Raw genomic sequence first — 15,414 nt, forward strand, 5'->3', positions numbered from 1 at the left:
GAGTCTGCATGACCACGACGCTGTACCACGCCCCGAGCACTGCCGCACTGGTCGTGCATTGGCTGCTGATCGAACTCGATGTGCCGCACGTGCTGCATCCGCTGGATTTCGAGCGCGCCGAGCAGAAATCCCCCGCGTATCTCGCACTCAACCCGGCCGGCGTGGTGCCGACGCTGGTGATGGATGGGCAGGTGCTGACCGAAGCGGCGGCCATCGTGCTGCACCTGGCCGACCTGCATCCGCAGGCTGGCTTGGCACCGCCGCCGGGGACGCCGGCACGGGCGGCGTACTACCGGTGGATGTTCTTCTGCGCCAACACCTTGCAGCCGGCCTACCGGGCCTGGTTCTATCCGGACGAGCCGGCCGGCGCCGCGCATGCCGATGCCGTGCAGGCCCAGGCACGCGCCAGGCTCGAAGCGGCCTGGGCCCAGGTCGACGCGCACTTGCAGGCCAATGGTCCGTATCTGCTGGGCCAGACCCTGTCCGCGGCCGATTTCATGCTGACCATGCTGATGCGTTGGTCGCGCAACATGCCCCGGCCCAGCGACACCTGGCCGGCCCTGCAGGCGCATGCGCAGCGAATGAAAGCCCGGCCGGCATTTCAGGAAACCTATCGCCGCGAGGGTCTGACGGACTGGACCTGAACCCGGGGGCGCGGGTTGCGAAATCGTGTCGACATAAGCCCGCGCCGGGCCATGGTGCCGCGCCTGCCCCGGTGTACGATCGCGAGACAACCAGAGAGCAGGGGCTCGTCCATGTCGCATTCCGCATCCCGTCGAAAACTGCTGCAATGCGCCTGTTGTGCGCCGATTGCCGCCGCCGCCGCGTCACTGCCGTTTGCCGCGGGCGCGGCGCCGTCGAAGAAGACCGATTTCAATGCCGAGCAGGCCTTGCAGATCCTGCGTGACGGCAATGCCGCGTTCGTGGAAAACCGCCCCAAAAAGGTCATTTCCGACAGCAAGCGCCGTCTGGAACTGGCGCTGGGGCAGACCCCGTTCGTGATCCTGGTGTCGTGCTCGGATTCGCGGGTGCCGCCGGAGTTGCTGTTCGGGCGTGGCCTGGGCGAGATGTTCATCGTCCGCAATGCCGGCAATACCGTCGACACCACCGCGTTGGGATCGATCGAATACGCGGTCAGCCAGCTCGGCGTGCCGCTGGTGGTGGTGATGGGCCACGAAAGCTGTGGCGCGGTTGCTGCGGCGGTGTCGGTGGTGGAGCAGAACGCCTTCTTCCCCGGTGCGATCGGCGCGATGATCGAGCCCATCGTCCCGGCCGTGCTGACCGCCAAGAGCAAGGGCGGCGACGACCTGCTGGCGGCCTCGGTCAAGGCCAACGTCAAGCGCACCGTGGACCGCCTGCGGGGCGCGTCTGAACCGGCGCTGCTCGAACCGTTGCGTGCAGGCAATGTCCGCGTGGTCGGTGCGTACTACACCTTGAAAGATGGCAAGGTCGATTTCTTCGACGTCTGATCGCCGCCAACACCGCGTCATCCAGCAAAGCCGTTTCATGAGCACGGCGCAGCACGGTCTGCTGCGCTGTTTGTCTACCCGCAATCGCATAAGTAAAAAGCCGGCATGCGCGCATGCCGGCTTTTCAATGAGGCTGGACGTTGCTCACTGCAGCAACGCGACCTGTTTAGAACCACTCCAGCAACGACACGCCCAGGCCGATGTAGGTGGCCTTGTGGTTGTAGTCGATCAGGCTTTCGCCGTAGCCGTCGAACACCTGCACGTGACCGCGCAGCAGGTTGGTGATTGGGAAGCCGTAATCCAGCTGCACCGAGCCGTGCGAGCGGTCGCCGCCGCGCAGCGAATGCCGCGCGATCAACGCCACTTCGTGCCCGTCCTTGTTGTAGACCAGCGTGGCATCGCCACGGCCCATGTAATCCTCGATATCGGGATTGTTGTCATCGGCACGGTCTTCCTTGATGCGGAACCACGGGCGCAACGTCAGCGCCCAGTTCTCGCGATCCAGGCCGATGTTGAGGATGACCCGGTTCCAGGAGCGCGACAGCGGATCTTCGCGGCCATTGGACATGTGGTTGATGCTGATGCCGCTCATGCGGCCCTTCCAGCCGAACAGGCTGTAGTTGTTGCGGAACACCAGCATCGCTTCCGGCTCGTAATTGGTTTCGCGGAACGGGCGCGAGGCATCGCTGTTGTAGGCCTGCCAGCGCGAGCTCTGGGTGTAGCCCATCCAGATGTCGCCGTTGTCGCCGAACAGATCCTCGACCACCTTGGTCTTGAAGCTGAGCTGGAACTTCAGTTCGGTGCTGTCCAGTTGCTGCGGGGTGGACACCGAGTTGGCCGGATTCGGCGACTGCGGGGTGCGGTTGGAATCGCTGGTCCAGAACGCCGGCAACAGGTAGACCGGCTTGTAACCGCGCAGCTGGAAGGTGCCCAGCTTGGAATCCTTGGCCAGCTCCCAGCGGCGATCCAGCAACGAGCCGCGGCCGGCATTGGCAACTGCCTCGGCCTTGGGCTGGTCCTGGCCATCGGCGCGGAAGAAATCGCCAACGCGGCTGATGGCGCGCTCATCCTGCGGCTTGGACTCCTTCTGCTTGGCGATCTGCGCGGCGGCGTCGGCCTCGGCGGTCAATTGCGGCGTGTAGCCCAGCGCCTGGTCGTAACAGGCCAGCCGCGCCGCATCCGAGGTGACGGAGGTGCAGGCCTGCGGCGAAGCCGGAGTGGGGGCGATTTCCTGGGCGTGCGCCAGCGGCGCGGCCACCAGGGCGATCAGCATCAGGGGACGGGTGCGGTGTTTGGACATGGGCAGTCTGGCCGAAGAAGGCGCCAGGCAGGCGCGTCAGATTCGAAGCTTAACGGTCGCGCCTGCATACGCGATGTGTACACGGTGGCATAACATCCTGGCGGTGCTGCAATTGAAGGACGTCGGCAGCCGACGAACGCTTGCGCCGTCCTCGTCAGGACGAGCCTGCACGCAAACAAGTGCTCGTTGTCGGGCCGTCGCGAGCCGCTAGAAGAACCAGGCGATGGCGAACACGCCCAGCATGCACAGGCCCAGCGCCAGCTTGGTCGCGGTGCCGAACACGATGCCCAGCCATGTGCCGATGCCGACCTTGGTGGCCTGGTCGGACTTGCGGGTCTGCCAGTATTCGCCGAGCCACGCGCCGGCGAACGGGCCGACGAACAGGCCGATCGGCATGAAGAAGATGCCGACGACCGAGCCGATCACCGATCCCCACAATGCCGCCTTGCTGGCACCCACCCGCTGGGCGCCGTACACGGTGGCGAGGAAGTCGATCGCAAACGACAACGCCGTCATCAGGCCCAGGATCACCAGCGCCACCCAGCCGACATGGGCGAAGCCATCGGCCCAGGCGGCCACCAGCAGTCCTGCGAACACCAGTGGCAGGCCCGGGAGTGCTGGCAGGACGACCCCGGCAAGGCCGATCAGTACCAGCACGCCAGCCAGGAAGTAGTAGACGACGGTCGTATCCATGAGGTTCAAAAATGTCCCGTTTCAGGCTTGACAAAATTGTGCAAGACCTGCTTGAAAATTCGTTTTGTGCGGGTTAAGTTGCCAGCGCTGCTGTTTGCAACGGTCACCGTGAATCGTGGCCTGATGCGGTAGATCGTTCGATCCGCTACATCCTTGTACCTCGCTTCCTCCTTGCAATCACAGCCACCACCGTCAGTCCATCACAGTGTCGTAGGGAGTCAGTCGAGATGTCCAATATCGAACGCGAGAATGGTGTCGTGAAGTGGTTCAACGATGCCAAGGGCTTTGGCTTCATCAGTCGCGAAAACGGCGAGGACGTCTTCGTCCATTTCCGTGCGATCCAGATCCAGGGCTTCAAAAGCCTCAAGGAAGGCCAGAAGGTCAGCTTCACCGTCGTGCAGGGACAGAAGGGCCTGCAGGCCGACGCGGTGCAGGTGGTCTGAGCGAGGCGCGACACGGCAGGCCATCGTGCAGACAGCAGAAAGGCCCGTTGCCGGGCCTTTCTGTCGTCTCGCCGACGCTGGCGAATCGAATGTAGCGAGCAGTTGTCAGGCAGGTGCGGAGCAATCAATGCACGCGTGGTCCATGCCGGTTCCGGCGGCCAACCGCGCCCACCTGACGATGCGCGCCGTCGTTGTGCTGGCGCTCCGGCTGCGTGCGTCGATCAGCGCAGCACGACCTTGCCGTTGACTACACGCACATAGGCGTTTTCGCGCACGCCGGCCAGATCGCGCTGGTTCACCACGATGACGCGGCCATCGTCCATGCGCACCTGCACATCGAAGCTCTCGCTGGTGACGTTGTTCTGGATCGCATTGCCCGCCACCGCGCCGGCGGCGGCACCGGCCACCGCCGAGACGTTCTTGTTGCCCTTGCTGCCACCGGTCTCCTTGGAGATCTGGCGCCCGGCCACCGCGCCGACGATGCCGCCGAGCACCGCGCCGGTGCCGGTGGGAGCGCTGCGGGTCGGGCCGACTTCATCGATGCGGGTCACGATGCCGCAATCCACACAGCGTGCCTGCGGCTGCGAGTAGCCCTGGTCGTAGCCGCGGTCGCCGCGATAGCTGCCGTACTGGGGCTGGGAGGTGGCGCAGCCAACCAGCGTCGCGGTTGCAGCCAGGCCAATGACGAGCAGTCGGGTCTTCATGAGGTCTCTCCGGGGTGGTTCGAAAAAAGCGGTCAGGGCCGCGGCGACGTCATCCTGTGTTGGTCCGGGTGAACGGTCTGCCAACTGCATCACTCCAGGCTTAACGAAACCCGAGCGTCCTGTTCACCAACGCTGCCGCGCGCATCAATGCAGTGGCGCGATGCCGGGTCAGCGGAAGTCGCGATGACAAGCCTCGCAGGCGTCATTGATCTGTGTCCTGACTGCGGCAAGCGCGGCGCAATCGGCTGGGGGCGTGCGCCGTGCCTGGTCCAGGACGGTGCGCAGGGCGCTGGCATGCGCTCCGAAGCGCCGGTCTTCGCCGATGTCCGGAAACGCCGGTTCCAGTTCGTCGGCAAGCAGACGCAGCGATTGCAGCCGCGCTCGCTGGCGTGTGGCATCGCAGCTGGCATTGGCGTCGGATTGCAAGGCGCGCAGCTGGTAAGCCATCACCTGCATCAGGCTGTCCGGCACCGGATTGCGTGTGGCCTGCAGCACGCGCGCCACCATCACCGTGCCGACCAGCCCGATCAGGATGCCCAGCACCAGCAGGAACGCATAGCGGGAGGCGCGCGATTGTTCGGTGGGTGGGGCGGGCATGGACGGAACTCCGGTGGACGCGGACATCAGTATGTCGATGGGCGCGCGCTGAGCGGCGCGCGTAAAATAGGCCGATGAAAGCACAATGGCGTGAACGCTTTGCCGGTATCGACCGGCTGTACGGAGTCGGCACGGTGGAGCGGCTGGCCGCCTGCCGCGTGGCGGTGGTCGGGATGGGGGGCGTGGGCTCGTGGGTGGTCGAGGCGCTGGCGCGCACCGGCGTCGGGCACATCCGCCTGATCGATGCCGACGACCTGTGCGTGTCCAACACCAACCGGCAACTGCCGGCGTTGGCAGGGCAGTACGGACGCAACAAGGCGCGCGCGATGGCCGAACGCTGCCTGGCGATCAATCCGGAGATCCAGGCCGATGCGGTGGAGGCGTTTCTCACCGCCGGCAATATCGAACAGCTGCTCGGCGATGACTTCGATCTGGTGATCGATGCCTGCGACAGCTTCCGGGTGAAGGTGGAAACCATCGCCTGGTGCCGCCGACGCAAGTTGCCCTTGCTGACGGTGGGCGCCGCTGGCGGGCGCACCGATCCCACCCTGGTGCGCGTACGCGATGTCTCGCGCACCGAGCACGACGCGATGCTGGCGCTGATCCGCAAGAAGCTGCGCAGCGAGTTCAACTTCCCCAAGAATCCGCAGCGCTATTTCGGCGTGCCGGCGGTGTACTCGCTGGAAAACGTCAAATATCCGCAGGCCGATGGCAGCGTCTGCGGCATCCGCCCGCAGCTGGATGCCGACGCCACGCTCAAGCTGGATTGCGGCGCCGGGCTGGGCGCGGCCACGCATATCACCGGCACCTTTGCGTTTGTCGCGGTGGGCAAGGCCCTGGAGATGTTGCTCAAGCCGAAGCGGGCCACGACCGCGTCGCCGGCGGCCGAGGCCGCTGCAGGCTGATGGCGTCATTCGCGCTGCGTCACTTCGCCTGCAGCGCGTACCGGTATCAGCCCGGCAACCCGAACAACCGCCGCGCGTTGGCGGTGGTCTGCGCGGCGATGCGCTCGGCCGGCTCGCCGCGTAGCTGCGCGATGCAGTCCAGTACCGTGCGCAGGCAGGCCGGCTCGTTGCGTTGTCCGCGGATGCTGGCGTCGGGCTGATCCGGCGCATCGGTTTCCAGCAGCAGCCACTCCAGCGGCATCGTCGCGGCCAGGCCGCGCAGGCGGTTGGCGCGCGGGTAGGTCACCGGGCCGCCCAGGCCGATCAGGAAGTCCAGCTTCCACAATTGCCGTGCCTGTTCGGGGCTGCCGGCGAAGCTGTGCACCACACCGCGCAGGCCGCCCACGGCCTTGATGCGGGCGATGACCTCTTCGGTGGCGCGCCGCGCATGCACGATCAGCGGCAGGTCGAAGCGCCTGGCCAGCTGCAGTTGCCCGTCGAAATACTCGCGCTGCATCTGCGCGTCCAGCCCGTCCAGATAGAAATCCAGCCCGCACTCGCCGATGGCGCACGGGCGCTCTCGCTCGATCCAGTCGGCCAGCAGTTCCAGATGGTCGGGGTGGTGCTGATCGAGAAAGATCGGGTGCAGCCCGTAGGCCGGGTGCAAGCCGGGGGCCTGGGTGCAGACGCTGCGCAGCTGCGGCCAGCTGGCGGCGGTGACCGCCGGGATCACCTGCTGCACGACACCGGCCGCCTGCGCGCGCGCGATCACCGCGGCGCGGTCGTGGTCGAACTCGCTGGCATCCAGATGGCAGTGGCTATCGACCAGCTGCATCAATCGCGGCGCACCGGCGCGGGCAGCGGTGCCTTGCGGGTCTTCCAGTTGGCGAGTAACAGCGTGGTCAGGCCGAACAGCAGCTCGTCCAGGAACGGGATCGGGTCCGGGAGCACCAGGTCGACCAGAAACAGCGCCGCAGCCAGCTTGAACAAGGTGGGGTAGCGCAGCTTGCTGGCCCAGTCCAGGGCGCGCGAGGTGATGGGGTTGCGCATGCGAATGCTCCGGCTGTTAGAAGCGCATGAAGTAACCGCTAGCTGAACTTAACTGCGGCGTTCATGAGCGAGGGCGTTTTTGTTCAGGGTTCACGTGCTGGAATCACGCCGTCAACAACGCGGCGTGTCCGCACGGAGCTGGATCATGAAGAGCAATACGACAACTATACTGGTCGCTGCTGGTGCGTTGCTGGTCGGAGGCGTGGCCACTGCTGCCTTTATGAACAATCGCCCGTCATCCGGCGATTTCGTCGCCAACGGCGAGCCGGCACCGCGTGGTCTGGAATACGCCGACGTGGTCAAGGTGGCACCGATCACTGAGCGCGAGCCGCAGTACGCGCAGGTCGTCAACAGCGCGGCCATCCGCGAAACCACCACCAGCTCCTCGCCGCGTGAAGTCTGCCGCGACGTGGTGGTGCAGGAACGTCTGCCCGAGCGCGATGGCAATGTCGGCGGCACCGTCGCCGGTGCGGTGATCGGCGGCCTGCTCGGCAACCAGGTCGGCGGCGGCAACGGCCGCAAGCTGGCCACGGTGGCCGGTGCGGTCGGTGGCGGCATGGTCGGTAATCGCGTGGACCGCAACCATGTCGGTGGCCGCGTGGTGGACCGCACCGAGCGCCAGTGCCATACCGAAAACGCCAATTCGCAGTCCTCGCGCGTGGTGGGCTACGACGTGACCTACCGCAATGCCGACGGCACCACCGGCACCATGCGCATGGACAGCAAGCCGGGCGAGCGCATCTCGCTGGGCGATGCCGACAACGTGGTGGCCTACGACGTGACCTACCGTTACGACGGTTTCGAAAAGACCGTACGCATGAACGACAAGCCGGCCAGCGACCGCCTGCCGGTGGTTGATGGTCAACTGGTGACCCAGACCGCCTCGACGGCCGGTGACCGCGGCGTCCGTGTGGATGCGGGCAGCACGCGCCAGTAAATCGCTGGCAGCCACCCACCCGGGATCGCGCTGCAGTAGCAAGAAAGGAGCCGGCATTGCCGGCTCTTTTCGTTTCCAGGCGCCAACGGTGCATCCCGTGCGCTGCACGGGCGCCGCCATGTCCGGCCGGCAACTGGCTGATAATCGTTGCTTCTCCCGCAGTGGAATCCGACATGCCGGTACGTCCCGATGATCTGTTCGATGTACGCGCGCTGCTGACCGATGAAGAGCGGGCAGTGCAGGATGCGGTGGCGCGCTTCACCGACACGCGGGTGCTGCCGGCGATCGGCGACGCCTTCGATGCAGGGCGCTTCCCGCGCGAATGGGTGCCGGAACTGGCGGAGCTCGGCCTGCTGGGCGCCAGCCTGCCGGTACGCGATGGCGGCGCGGGCCTGGGCGCGGTGGCGTACGGATTGATCTGCCAGGAACTGGAGCGCGGCGACAGCGGCCTGCGCAGTTTCGTCAGCGTGCAGTCCTCGCTGTGCATGTACCCGATCCATGCCTACGGTAGCGACGAACAGCGCCAGCGCTGGCTACCGGAGATGGCAGCGGGGCGTCTGATCGGCTGTTTCGGGTTGAGCGAAGCCCAGGGTGGCTCGGACCCGGCCGCGATGACCACGCGCGCGGTACGGCAGGGCGATGGCTGGCGCTTGAACGGGTCCAAGATGTGGATCACCAACGGCAGCATCGCCGGCATTGCGATCATCTGGGCGCATACCGATGACGGGGTCTGCGGCTTTCTGGTGGAGACCGGCAGCGCCGGCTTCCGTGCGCAGGACATCGGGCACAAGATGAGCCTGCGCGCGTCGGTGACCTCGGGCCTGTTCCTGGACGATGTCTATGTGCCGGAGCAGATGCGGTTGCCGAACGCGGCCGGTCTGAAGGCGCCGTTGAACTGCCTCAATCAGGCGCGCTACGGCATTGCCTGGGGTGCGATCGGTGCGGCGGTGGCCTGCCTGCGCGAGGCGCTGGCCTACAGCGGGCAGCGCATCCTGTTCGGCCGGCCGCTGGCGGCCACGCAGAGCGCGCAGATCAAGCTGGCCGACATGGCCCGGCGGATTTCCACTGCGCAGCTGCTGGCACTGCAGCTCGGGCGGCTGAAGGAAGCCGGCCAGCTGCGGCCCGAACAGATCTCGCTGGCAAAATGGAATAATTGCCGCATGGCCCTGGATGTGGCGCGCGAGTGCCGCGACCTGCTCGGCGCGGCCGGCATCACCACCGAGCATGTGGCGATCCGGCATGCGCTGAACCTGGAATCGGTGATCACCTACGAGGGCACCGAGACCGTGCATCAGTTGGTGGTCGGGCGTGCGTTGACGGGACTCAATGCGTTTTGACGAGGAGTGGGTGTTGATCGACAAGGATGGAAGGCGGCGCCTGCGTGGCGTGTCCTGGATGCTCTGCGTGCTGGCGGTGGTTGCGAGCGCGATCGCACCGGCACAGGCCAGCGAGGCGCCGCGCATGGCGCCGCCACCGGCCTGGGTCATCGCCGATGCGGTGCCCGACAAGGTGCCCGGTACCAGCGGGCTGCGCTATGCACTGGTGTCCGATCAGGTCGACCTGACCGGCGCCGCGCCGCAGGCCTATCGCCGCCTCAGTTACACCGTGCAGCGTGCGAAGAGCCTGGACGAAGCCGGGCAGATCTCCATCGATTACCAGCCGCAATACCAGCAGCTGGCGCTCAACAGCCTGGAGGTCTGGCGCGACGGCAGGCGCATCGACATGCGCACACAGGCGCACTATGCCAGGTTGCGCCGCGAAAGCGGACTGGAAGAGGGCCTGATCGATGGCGCGCTGACGCTGTCGATCACCTTGCCGGACCTGCGCGTGGGCGACCGGGTCGACTATGGGGTGACCATCACCGGCAGCAATCCGGTGTTCGGCAAGGGCTATTACGACGTGTTCGACGCGCGCTACGGCGTACCGCTGGGCGAGCGCCGGGTGCGCGTGCGGTATCCCGCCGGGATGGGATTGCAGTGGCGGGTGAGCGCGCCAGGCTTCAGCCGCAACGTCAGCCGCGCCGGCGACGTGGCGACGCTGGACATTGCAGCGCGCGACCTGCCCGCGGTGCAGGAGGAAAAAGACGCCCCGGAGGATGTCGATCCGTATGGCCTGATCGAAGTCTCCACGGCCGGCAACTGGGAAACGGTGGCGGCGTGGGCAGCGCAGCTGTATCCGCGCGCGTTCAAGGACGCACGCGCCGCCGAGGGCATGGTGCAGAGCCTGCAGCTGCGCAGCGACGAGCCGCAGGGCGCACTGCTGCGTGCAGTGGCCTTCGTGCAGGGCGAAATCCGCTACGTCGGCCTGGACATGGGTGAGAACTCGCACGCGCCGCATACGCCGGAGGTGACGCTGCGCAACCGCTATGGCGACTGCAAGGACAAGGCCACGCTGCTGATTGCGCTGCTGCAGCTGGCCGGCATCCGCGCCGAGCCGGTGCTGGTCAGCAGCGACAAGGGCCATGGACTGGATCTGCGCTTGCCCAGTCCGTATGCCTTCGATCATGTGGTGGTACGCGCGCACCTGCCGCAGGGCGAGGTATGGGTGGATGCCACGCGCGATCGCGAAGAGGGCCCGCTTGCGCAACGGCTGCCGTTGCCGTTCGTGCGTGGCCTGCCGGTGATGGCCGGCCAGCGCGACCTGGTGGCGGTGCCATCGCCGATGCCGACGCTGCCGCTGATCGAGGTGGACGAGGAGATCGCGGTGTCGCTGCGCAAGCCGCAGCGCGTGGCGACCTTCAGCGTGGACACGACGTACCGGCAGGGGCGCGGCGAACGTGTGGCGACCAGTTTCGACGACAACGGCGCGCAGGCGGTCGGCGAACACTATCTGGAATTCATGCAGCAGTACTACAGCGCGCTGACCCAGGTCGGCGTGCCGACCATCGACGCGACCGATCGACTGAACGTACGCACGCACGAGGCCTATCGCCTGGAGTGGCCGGCCGACGAGGGCGACGAAGTCGGCTTCCCGCTGTTCCAGCTCGGCGAATGGATGGACACCTTGCCCGCCACGGCGCGCAAGAGCCCGCTGGCACTGGACGGCCCGCGGCTGGCGCGGCAGACCGTGCGGGTGCGGGTCGATCCGGCGGTGCAGGTCGAGGCCGATACGCAGGTGGTCGCCAACCCGTGGTTCCGGTTCTCGCGCACGGTCTCCATGCACCAGGGGCGCATCGTCATCGTTGGCGAGTGGCAGCGCTTGTCCGACCGCATCCCCGCCAGCGGCGTGAAGCGTGCGGCCGCCGACATGGAGCGTGCCCGCGACCTGCTGTACTTCAATCACGATCTCAAGCCGTACCCGCGCAGACAGCCGCTGGAGATGCACGTCTTCGTCTATCCGCTGGCCGGGCTGCTGGCGCTGGTCGTGTTGGTGCTGGCATGCCTGGCCTGGTGGCGCGGCGGTGGCCTGGGCGGGATGCTGTTCGATCCGCACACCGTTGCGCAGCGCTTGCACGCGCAGCCCGGTGCGCGCTGGAGCGCGTGGTGTGTATTCGGCCTGGTCGTCGTGCTCTCGAGCTGGATGTGGGTGTCTCCGCGGCCGCTGTGGGTGCACGCCATCGCCGTGGTGATCATGCTGGCCATCGCGCTGGTGGGCTGCGTGCTGCTGCAGCGGATGCTGCGCTGGATGGGCGGTGTCGCACAGGTCGGTGCGTTGCTGCCGGCGCTGCTGGGCAGCGCATTGCCATGGCTGGTCTGCCTGCTGGCGGCGCTGGCCGCGCTCGGCGGCGATAGCGTGCTGTTCGGCACCGGCGTGCATGATCCAGCCAGGCTGGCGCAGCTGGCCATGGCGGTGCTGCTGATGCTGCTGGGCGGGCTGTGGTGGTCGATCGCGGCGGTCCAGGCGGTCGCCGGTGCGACCGGCGGTACACGGGCGCGTGCCTTTGGTGCGCTGGCATTGACGTTGTCGGTGCTGGGCATGCTGATTGCCGTGCTGGGGGTGCCGGTGGCGCTGGTGGCGATGCGCTGAGGCGCGCCGCCCGCGGCGCACGCAGCCGCGGCCACGCCTTGCGGCAGAATCGGCGCAGGGCTTTGCAAAGACTCCCGGGGCTGTGACACTGCCAGCCCCTCGTTGCTGCCGCGGAGCCAGCCTGATGTCGAGCGTGCGTCCCCCGTTGACCGTCCATGGCATGTCCAGTTCCGGCAACTGCTACAAGGTGCGCCTGCTGCTGGAGCAACTGGGCAGCCGCTATCACTGGGTCGAGGTCGACAGCGTCGCCGGCGAAACCCGCACGCCCGCGTACCTGGCCATCAATCCCAATGGCAAGGTGCCGATGGTGGAGCGCGACGACGGCCGCGTGCTGGTCGAATCCAACGCAATCCTGTTCTGGCTGGCCGAAGGCACCCCGTATCTGCCCACCGACGCGTGGCAGCGTGCGCAGGCCCTGAGCTGGATGTTCTTCGAGCAGTACAGCCATGAGCCGTATGTGGCGGGGGCGCGTTTCATCAGCCTGTGGACGCCGCGCGATGCCGCGCGCCGCGTCGAATTGCCGCAGCTGCGCGCACGCGGCGAGCAGGCGTTGGCGGTGATGGAACAGCATCTGCAGCAGCACCGCTGGTTCACCGGCAGCGACTACGGCATCGCCGACATCGCGCTGTTTGCCTACACCCATTGCGCCGAGGACGGCGGCTTCGATCTGGAGCGCTGGCCGGCGATCGGTGCCTGGCTGCAGCGTGTGCAGGCAGTACCTGGTTTCATCGCAATGCCGGCACCGGCACCCGGCGCGGTGACGGCATGAGTGGCATGCGCTGCCGGCAGGAGCACTGACGATGTGTGGATTGGCTGGACTGCTGCTGGCCTCGCCACGCATGCATGGCGAACAACTCGACGCCCTGGTGCGGCCGATGGGGGCCGCCTTGCGTCATCGCGGCCCCGACGATGCCGGCACCTGGTGCGATGCGCAGGCCGGCGTGGCGCTTGCGCATCAACGCCTGAGCATCCTGGATCTGTCGCCGCTCGGCCATCAGCCGATGCGCTCGGCCGATGGCCGTTATGTGCTGGCCTACAACGGCGAGATCTACAACTTCGCGCAGTTGCGCGCGGCCCTGTCCGCGCTCGGGCACCGCTTCCGTGGTCATTCCGATACCGAAGTGCTGTTGGCGGCGGTGGTGGAGTGGGGGCTGGACGACACCCTGACCCGCTGCAACGGCATGTTCGCGCTGGCGCTGTGGGACGAGCGCGACAACTGCCTGTCTCTGGCCCGCGACCGCGTCGGCAAGAAGCCGCTGTACTACGGCTGGGCCGGCGACACGCTGGTGTTCGGTTCCGAACTCAAGGCGCTGTGGCAGCACCCGGAGTTCGATAACGGCGTCGATCGCAATGCGCTGACCCTGCTGCTGCGGCTGGGCTACATCCCGGCGCCGGCCTGCATCCACGAGCGGACCTTCAAGTTGATGCCCGGGCGCGTGCTGCGGCTGGATGCGCAGATGGTGGCGGCCGGCGCGGCGGCGCATCGGCCGGACCAGGCGCAGCAGCCGTTCTGGAACGCACGCGAAGCGATGCAGCGCGCACTGGCGGCGCCGTTCACCGGCAGCGATGTGCAGGCCGAGGAACAGCTCGATGCGGTGCTGCGCGATGCGGTGGCGCTGCGCATGGTGGCCGACGTGCCGGTGGGCGTGTTCCTGTCCGGCGGCACCGATTCGTCGATCGTCACCGCGATGATGCAGGCGCAGAGCACCCAGCCGGTGCACACCTTCAGCATCGGCTTCGAAGGCTCGCATCACGACGAGGCGCCGCTGGCGCGCGAAGTGGCCACGCATCTGCACACCGACCACACCGAGCTGTATGTCAGCGGCACCGACGCGCTGGCGGTGGTGCCGACCCTGCCGGACATGTTCGACGAGCCCTTCGCCGATGCCTCGCAGGTGCCGACCGCGCTGGTCGCACGGCTGGCGCGTGGCGGGGTGACGGTGGCGCTGTCCGGCGATGGTGGCGACGAGTTGTTCTTCGGCTACGGCCGGTACCAGCGTGCGCTGCGCAACTGGCGCATGCATGGGCTGGTGCCGGGGCCGCTGCGGCGGCTGATGGCGCTGGCGGCACGCCGCAACGGCGAGTCCTCGCGCACCGGCGGCCTGGCCGCGCTGGTGGCCGAGGCCGGCGCACGCGGCATCGGCGACATCTATCGCAACCGCATTTCGCGCTGGCGCGATCCGGCCGCGGTGGTGCTGGGCGCGACCGAGCCCGACAGTTTCTACAGCCTGGCCGACCCGCTGCACGGCTCCGGCACGCCGGCCGACGCGATGATGCTGGCCGACTTTGCCGCCTATCTGCCTGATGACCTGCTGTGCAAGGTGGACCGCACCACCATGGCGGTGGGGCTGGAAGCGCGCGCGCCGTTGCTGGACTGGCGCGTGGCCGAGTTCGCCTGGTCGCTGCCGCTGTCGCTGAAGTACCGTGACGGAGTCAGCAAGTACCTGCTCAAGCGCGTGCTGTGCCGGTATCTGCCCGAGCCGATGGTCTACCGCGGCAAGCGCGGCTTCGGCGCGCCGGTGAGCGCCTGGCTGCGCGGGGATCTGCATGGCTGGGCCGACGATCTGCTGGCGCACGCCACCCTGGAGCGCGACGGCGTTTTCGCTGCCGACACCGTGGCCGGGCTATGGCGCGACTTCAATGGCGGCGAGCGCAAATGGCATACCCATCTGTGGACGGTGCTGATGTTCCAGGCCTGGCAGGCGCACTGGCGCACGCAACGCGCCGCAATCGGCCGCTGAGGCGGCCGCGCTTCACCGGGTATGAGCGCTAGGCTGACTAGAGTCGGGCGCTGATTCCCCAATGGAGCGTTCCCATGAGCAAGATCACCATCGCCGTGCTGGTCGGCAGCCTGCGTGCAGCGTCCTATAACCGCCAGCTGGCGCACGCGCTGGAGCATCTGGCCGGCGACAAGGCGGTGTTCGAGTATCTGGAGATTGGCGACATCCCGCTGTACAACCAGGACCGCGACGGCGATTTTCCGGCTGAAGGCACGCGGCTGAAGCAGCAGATCCGGGCGGCGGATGCGGTGCTGTTCGTGACTCCCGAATACAACCGCTCGATTCCCGGCGTACTCAAGAACGCCATCGATACCGGCTCGCGTCCCTACGGCGACAGCGCCTTTGCGGGCAAGCCGGCTGCCGTGGTCGGCATCTCGGTCGGGGCGATCGGCACCGCCACCGCGCAGCAGCATCTGCGCAATGTGTTGTCGTATCTGGACATGCATGTGCTCGGCCAGCCGGAAGTTTTCCTGCAGTACAAGGACGGGCTGTTCGGGGCCGACAACCAGATTGCCAACGCCGACAGCCGCAAGTTCCTGCAGGGCTTTGTCGACGCCTTCCTGGGCCTGACCGAACAGTTCAAGCGCTGAG

Annotated in this window: 16 protein-coding genes; 10 read left to right on the top strand and 6 right to left on the bottom strand. The window is 67.1% G+C overall.

All coding sequences use genetic code 11. From position 1 onward, the window contains the following. Positions 1-8 precede the first annotated feature (8 nt). Together H7A87_RS07460 and H7A87_RS07465 are read left to right on the top strand one after the other, a co-directional pair. The gene (locus tag H7A87_RS07460; RefSeq protein ID WP_119129039.1) at positions 9-644 is read left to right on the top strand and encodes a glutathione S-transferase family protein; all 636 of its coding nucleotides are present in this window, start codon (positions 9-11) and stop codon (positions 642-644) included. A 186-nt stretch (positions 645-830) separates the two neighbouring features. Further along, positions 831-1,469, top strand: coding sequence for a carbonic anhydrase (locus tag H7A87_RS07465; protein ID WP_180497000.1), 639 nt, complete (start codon positions 831-833; stop codon positions 1,467-1,469). Positions 1,470-1,635: 166 nt separating this feature from the next. Here H7A87_RS07465 and H7A87_RS07470 read toward each other — a convergent pair whose 3' ends face one another. Next, complete coding sequence (locus tag H7A87_RS07470; protein WP_119129040.1) at positions 1,636-2,769, bottom strand: phospholipase A; 1,134 nt, start codon at positions 2,767-2,769, stop codon at positions 1,636-1,638. A gap of 207 nt (positions 2,770-2,976) precedes the next feature. Beyond that, positions 2,977-3,462 carry a DUF456 domain-containing protein gene (locus tag H7A87_RS07475; protein WP_119129041.1) on the bottom strand — a complete coding sequence of 162 codons (486 nt, stop codon included), beginning with the start codon at positions 3,460-3,462 and terminating at the stop codon, positions 2,977-2,979. 227 nt (positions 3,463-3,689) lie between these two features. On the opposite strand from H7A87_RS07475, the gene H7A87_RS07480 reads away from it, so the two are divergent. Further along, positions 3,690-3,905, top strand: a complete 216-nt coding sequence (locus H7A87_RS07480; protein WP_003483561.1) for a cold-shock protein — start codon at positions 3,690-3,692, stop codon at positions 3,903-3,905. Between the two features lie 221 nt (positions 3,906-4,126). Here the strand turns inward: H7A87_RS07480 and H7A87_RS07485 are convergent, their stop codons facing one another. Continuing rightward, a complete protein-coding gene (locus H7A87_RS07485) occupies positions 4,127-4,609 on the bottom strand; it encodes a glycine zipper 2TM domain-containing protein (protein WP_104583358.1) in 483 nt (160 codons plus the stop codon). A 168-nt stretch (positions 4,610-4,777) separates the two neighbouring features. Beyond that, the gene (locus H7A87_RS07490) at positions 4,778-5,206 is read right to left on the bottom strand and encodes a hypothetical protein (protein WP_119129042.1); all 429 of its coding nucleotides are present in this window, start codon (positions 5,204-5,206) and stop codon (positions 4,778-4,780) included. Between the two features lie 74 nt (positions 5,207-5,280). Here H7A87_RS07490 and H7A87_RS07495 point away from each other — a divergent pair, with 74 nt between their 5' ends. Beyond that, positions 5,281-6,111, top strand: a complete 831-nt coding sequence (locus H7A87_RS07495; protein WP_104648373.1) for a tRNA threonylcarbamoyladenosine dehydratase — start codon at positions 5,281-5,283, stop codon at positions 6,109-6,111. Between the two features lie 46 nt (positions 6,112-6,157). Here the strand turns inward: H7A87_RS07495 and H7A87_RS07500 are convergent, their stop codons facing one another. Beyond that, complete coding sequence (locus H7A87_RS07500) at positions 6,158-6,925, bottom strand: TatD family hydrolase (protein ID WP_119129043.1); 768 nt, start codon at positions 6,923-6,925, stop codon at positions 6,158-6,160. Beyond that, complete coding sequence (locus H7A87_RS07505; RefSeq protein ID WP_023903489.1) at positions 6,925-7,140, bottom strand: DUF6116 family protein; 216 nt, start codon at positions 7,138-7,140, stop codon at positions 6,925-6,927. Before H7A87_RS07505 ends, H7A87_RS07500 begins: the two co-directional genes overlap by 1 nt. 145 nt (positions 7,141-7,285) lie before the next feature. Between H7A87_RS07505 and H7A87_RS07510 the strand changes: the two genes are divergently transcribed. The 6 genes from H7A87_RS07510 (at position 7,286) to H7A87_RS07535 (ending at position 15,413) form a co-directional block, all read left to right on the top strand. Then, complete coding sequence (locus H7A87_RS07510) at positions 7,286-8,077, top strand: glycine zipper 2TM domain-containing protein (protein WP_006451921.1); 792 nt, start codon at positions 7,286-7,288, stop codon at positions 8,075-8,077. Positions 8,078-8,238: 161 nt separating this feature from the next. Further along, positions 8,239-9,414: an acyl-CoA dehydrogenase family protein gene (locus H7A87_RS07515; RefSeq protein ID WP_180496930.1), complete on the top strand. Its 1,176-nt coding sequence runs from the start codon at positions 8,239-8,241 to the stop codon at positions 9,412-9,414. Between the two features lie 58 nt (positions 9,415-9,472). Next, entirely contained in the window at positions 9,473-12,043 is a 2,571-nt protein-coding gene (locus H7A87_RS07520) for a DUF3857 domain-containing protein (RefSeq protein ID WP_119129242.1), read from the top strand. A 124-nt stretch (positions 12,044-12,167) separates the two neighbouring features. Next, the gene (locus tag H7A87_RS07525) at positions 12,168-12,812 is read left to right on the top strand and encodes a glutathione S-transferase family protein (protein WP_180496931.1); all 645 of its coding nucleotides are present in this window, start codon (positions 12,168-12,170) and stop codon (positions 12,810-12,812) included. A gap of 31 nt (positions 12,813-12,843) precedes the next feature. Then, positions 12,844-14,784, top strand: a complete 1,941-nt coding sequence (asnB, locus tag H7A87_RS07530; protein ID WP_119129045.1) for an asparagine synthase (glutamine-hydrolyzing) — start codon at positions 12,844-12,846, stop codon at positions 14,782-14,784. A gap of 74 nt (positions 14,785-14,858) precedes the next feature. Beyond that, positions 14,859-15,413 (top strand): NADPH-dependent FMN reductase, encoded by a 555-nt coding sequence (locus H7A87_RS07535; protein ID WP_104648377.1) that lies wholly within the window; start codon positions 14,859-14,861, stop codon positions 15,411-15,413. Position 15,414: the final 1 nt, after the last annotated feature.

The organism is Xanthomonas sp. CPBF 426 (assembly GCF_903989465.1).
Taxonomy (GTDB): Bacteria; Pseudomonadota; Gammaproteobacteria; order Xanthomonadales; family Xanthomonadaceae; genus Xanthomonas; species Xanthomonas euroxanthea.

Excerpts from the sequence above, each read along its gene's own strand:
- H7A87_RS07460 (WP_119129039.1), top strand. The coding sequence starts at position 9 with ATGACCACGACGCTGTACCACGCCCCGAGCACTGCCGCACTGGTCGTG.
- H7A87_RS07480 (WP_003483561.1), top strand. The coding sequence starts at position 3,690 with ATGTCCAATATCGAACGCGAGAATGGTGTCGTGAAGTGGTTCAACGAT.
- H7A87_RS07505 (WP_023903489.1), bottom strand. The coding sequence starts at position 7,140 with ATGCGCAACCCCATCACCTCGCGCGCCCTGGACTGGGCCAGCAAGCTG.
- H7A87_RS07520 (WP_119129242.1), top strand. The coding sequence starts at position 9,473 with ATGCTCTGCGTGCTGGCGGTGGTTGCGAGCGCGATCGCACCGGCACAG.
- H7A87_RS07475 (WP_119129041.1), bottom strand. The coding sequence starts at position 3,462 with ATGGATACGACCGTCGTCTACTACTTCCTGGCTGGCGTGCTGGTACTG.
- H7A87_RS07510 (WP_006451921.1), top strand. The coding sequence starts at position 7,286 with ATGAAGAGCAATACGACAACTATACTGGTCGCTGCTGGTGCGTTGCTG.
- H7A87_RS07525 (WP_180496931.1), top strand. The coding sequence starts at position 12,168 with ATGTCGAGCGTGCGTCCCCCGTTGACCGTCCATGGCATGTCCAGTTCC.
- H7A87_RS07500 (WP_119129043.1), bottom strand. The coding sequence starts at position 6,925 with ATGCAGCTGGTCGATAGCCACTGCCATCTGGATGCCAGCGAGTTCGAC.
- H7A87_RS07535 (WP_104648377.1), top strand. The coding sequence starts at position 14,859 with ATGAGCAAGATCACCATCGCCGTGCTGGTCGGCAGCCTGCGTGCAGCG.
- H7A87_RS07485 (WP_104583358.1), bottom strand. The coding sequence starts at position 4,609 with ATGAAGACCCGACTGCTCGTCATTGGCCTGGCTGCAACCGCGACGCTG.
- H7A87_RS07490 (WP_119129042.1), bottom strand. The coding sequence starts at position 5,206 with ATGCCCGCCCCACCCACCGAACAATCGCGCGCCTCCCGCTATGCGTTC.
- H7A87_RS07495 (WP_104648373.1), top strand. The coding sequence starts at position 5,281 with ATGAAAGCACAATGGCGTGAACGCTTTGCCGGTATCGACCGGCTGTAC.
- H7A87_RS07470 (WP_119129040.1), bottom strand. The coding sequence starts at position 2,769 with ATGTCCAAACACCGCACCCGTCCCCTGATGCTGATCGCCCTGGTGGCC.
- asnB (WP_119129045.1), top strand. The coding sequence starts at position 12,844 with ATGTGTGGATTGGCTGGACTGCTGCTGGCCTCGCCACGCATGCATGGC.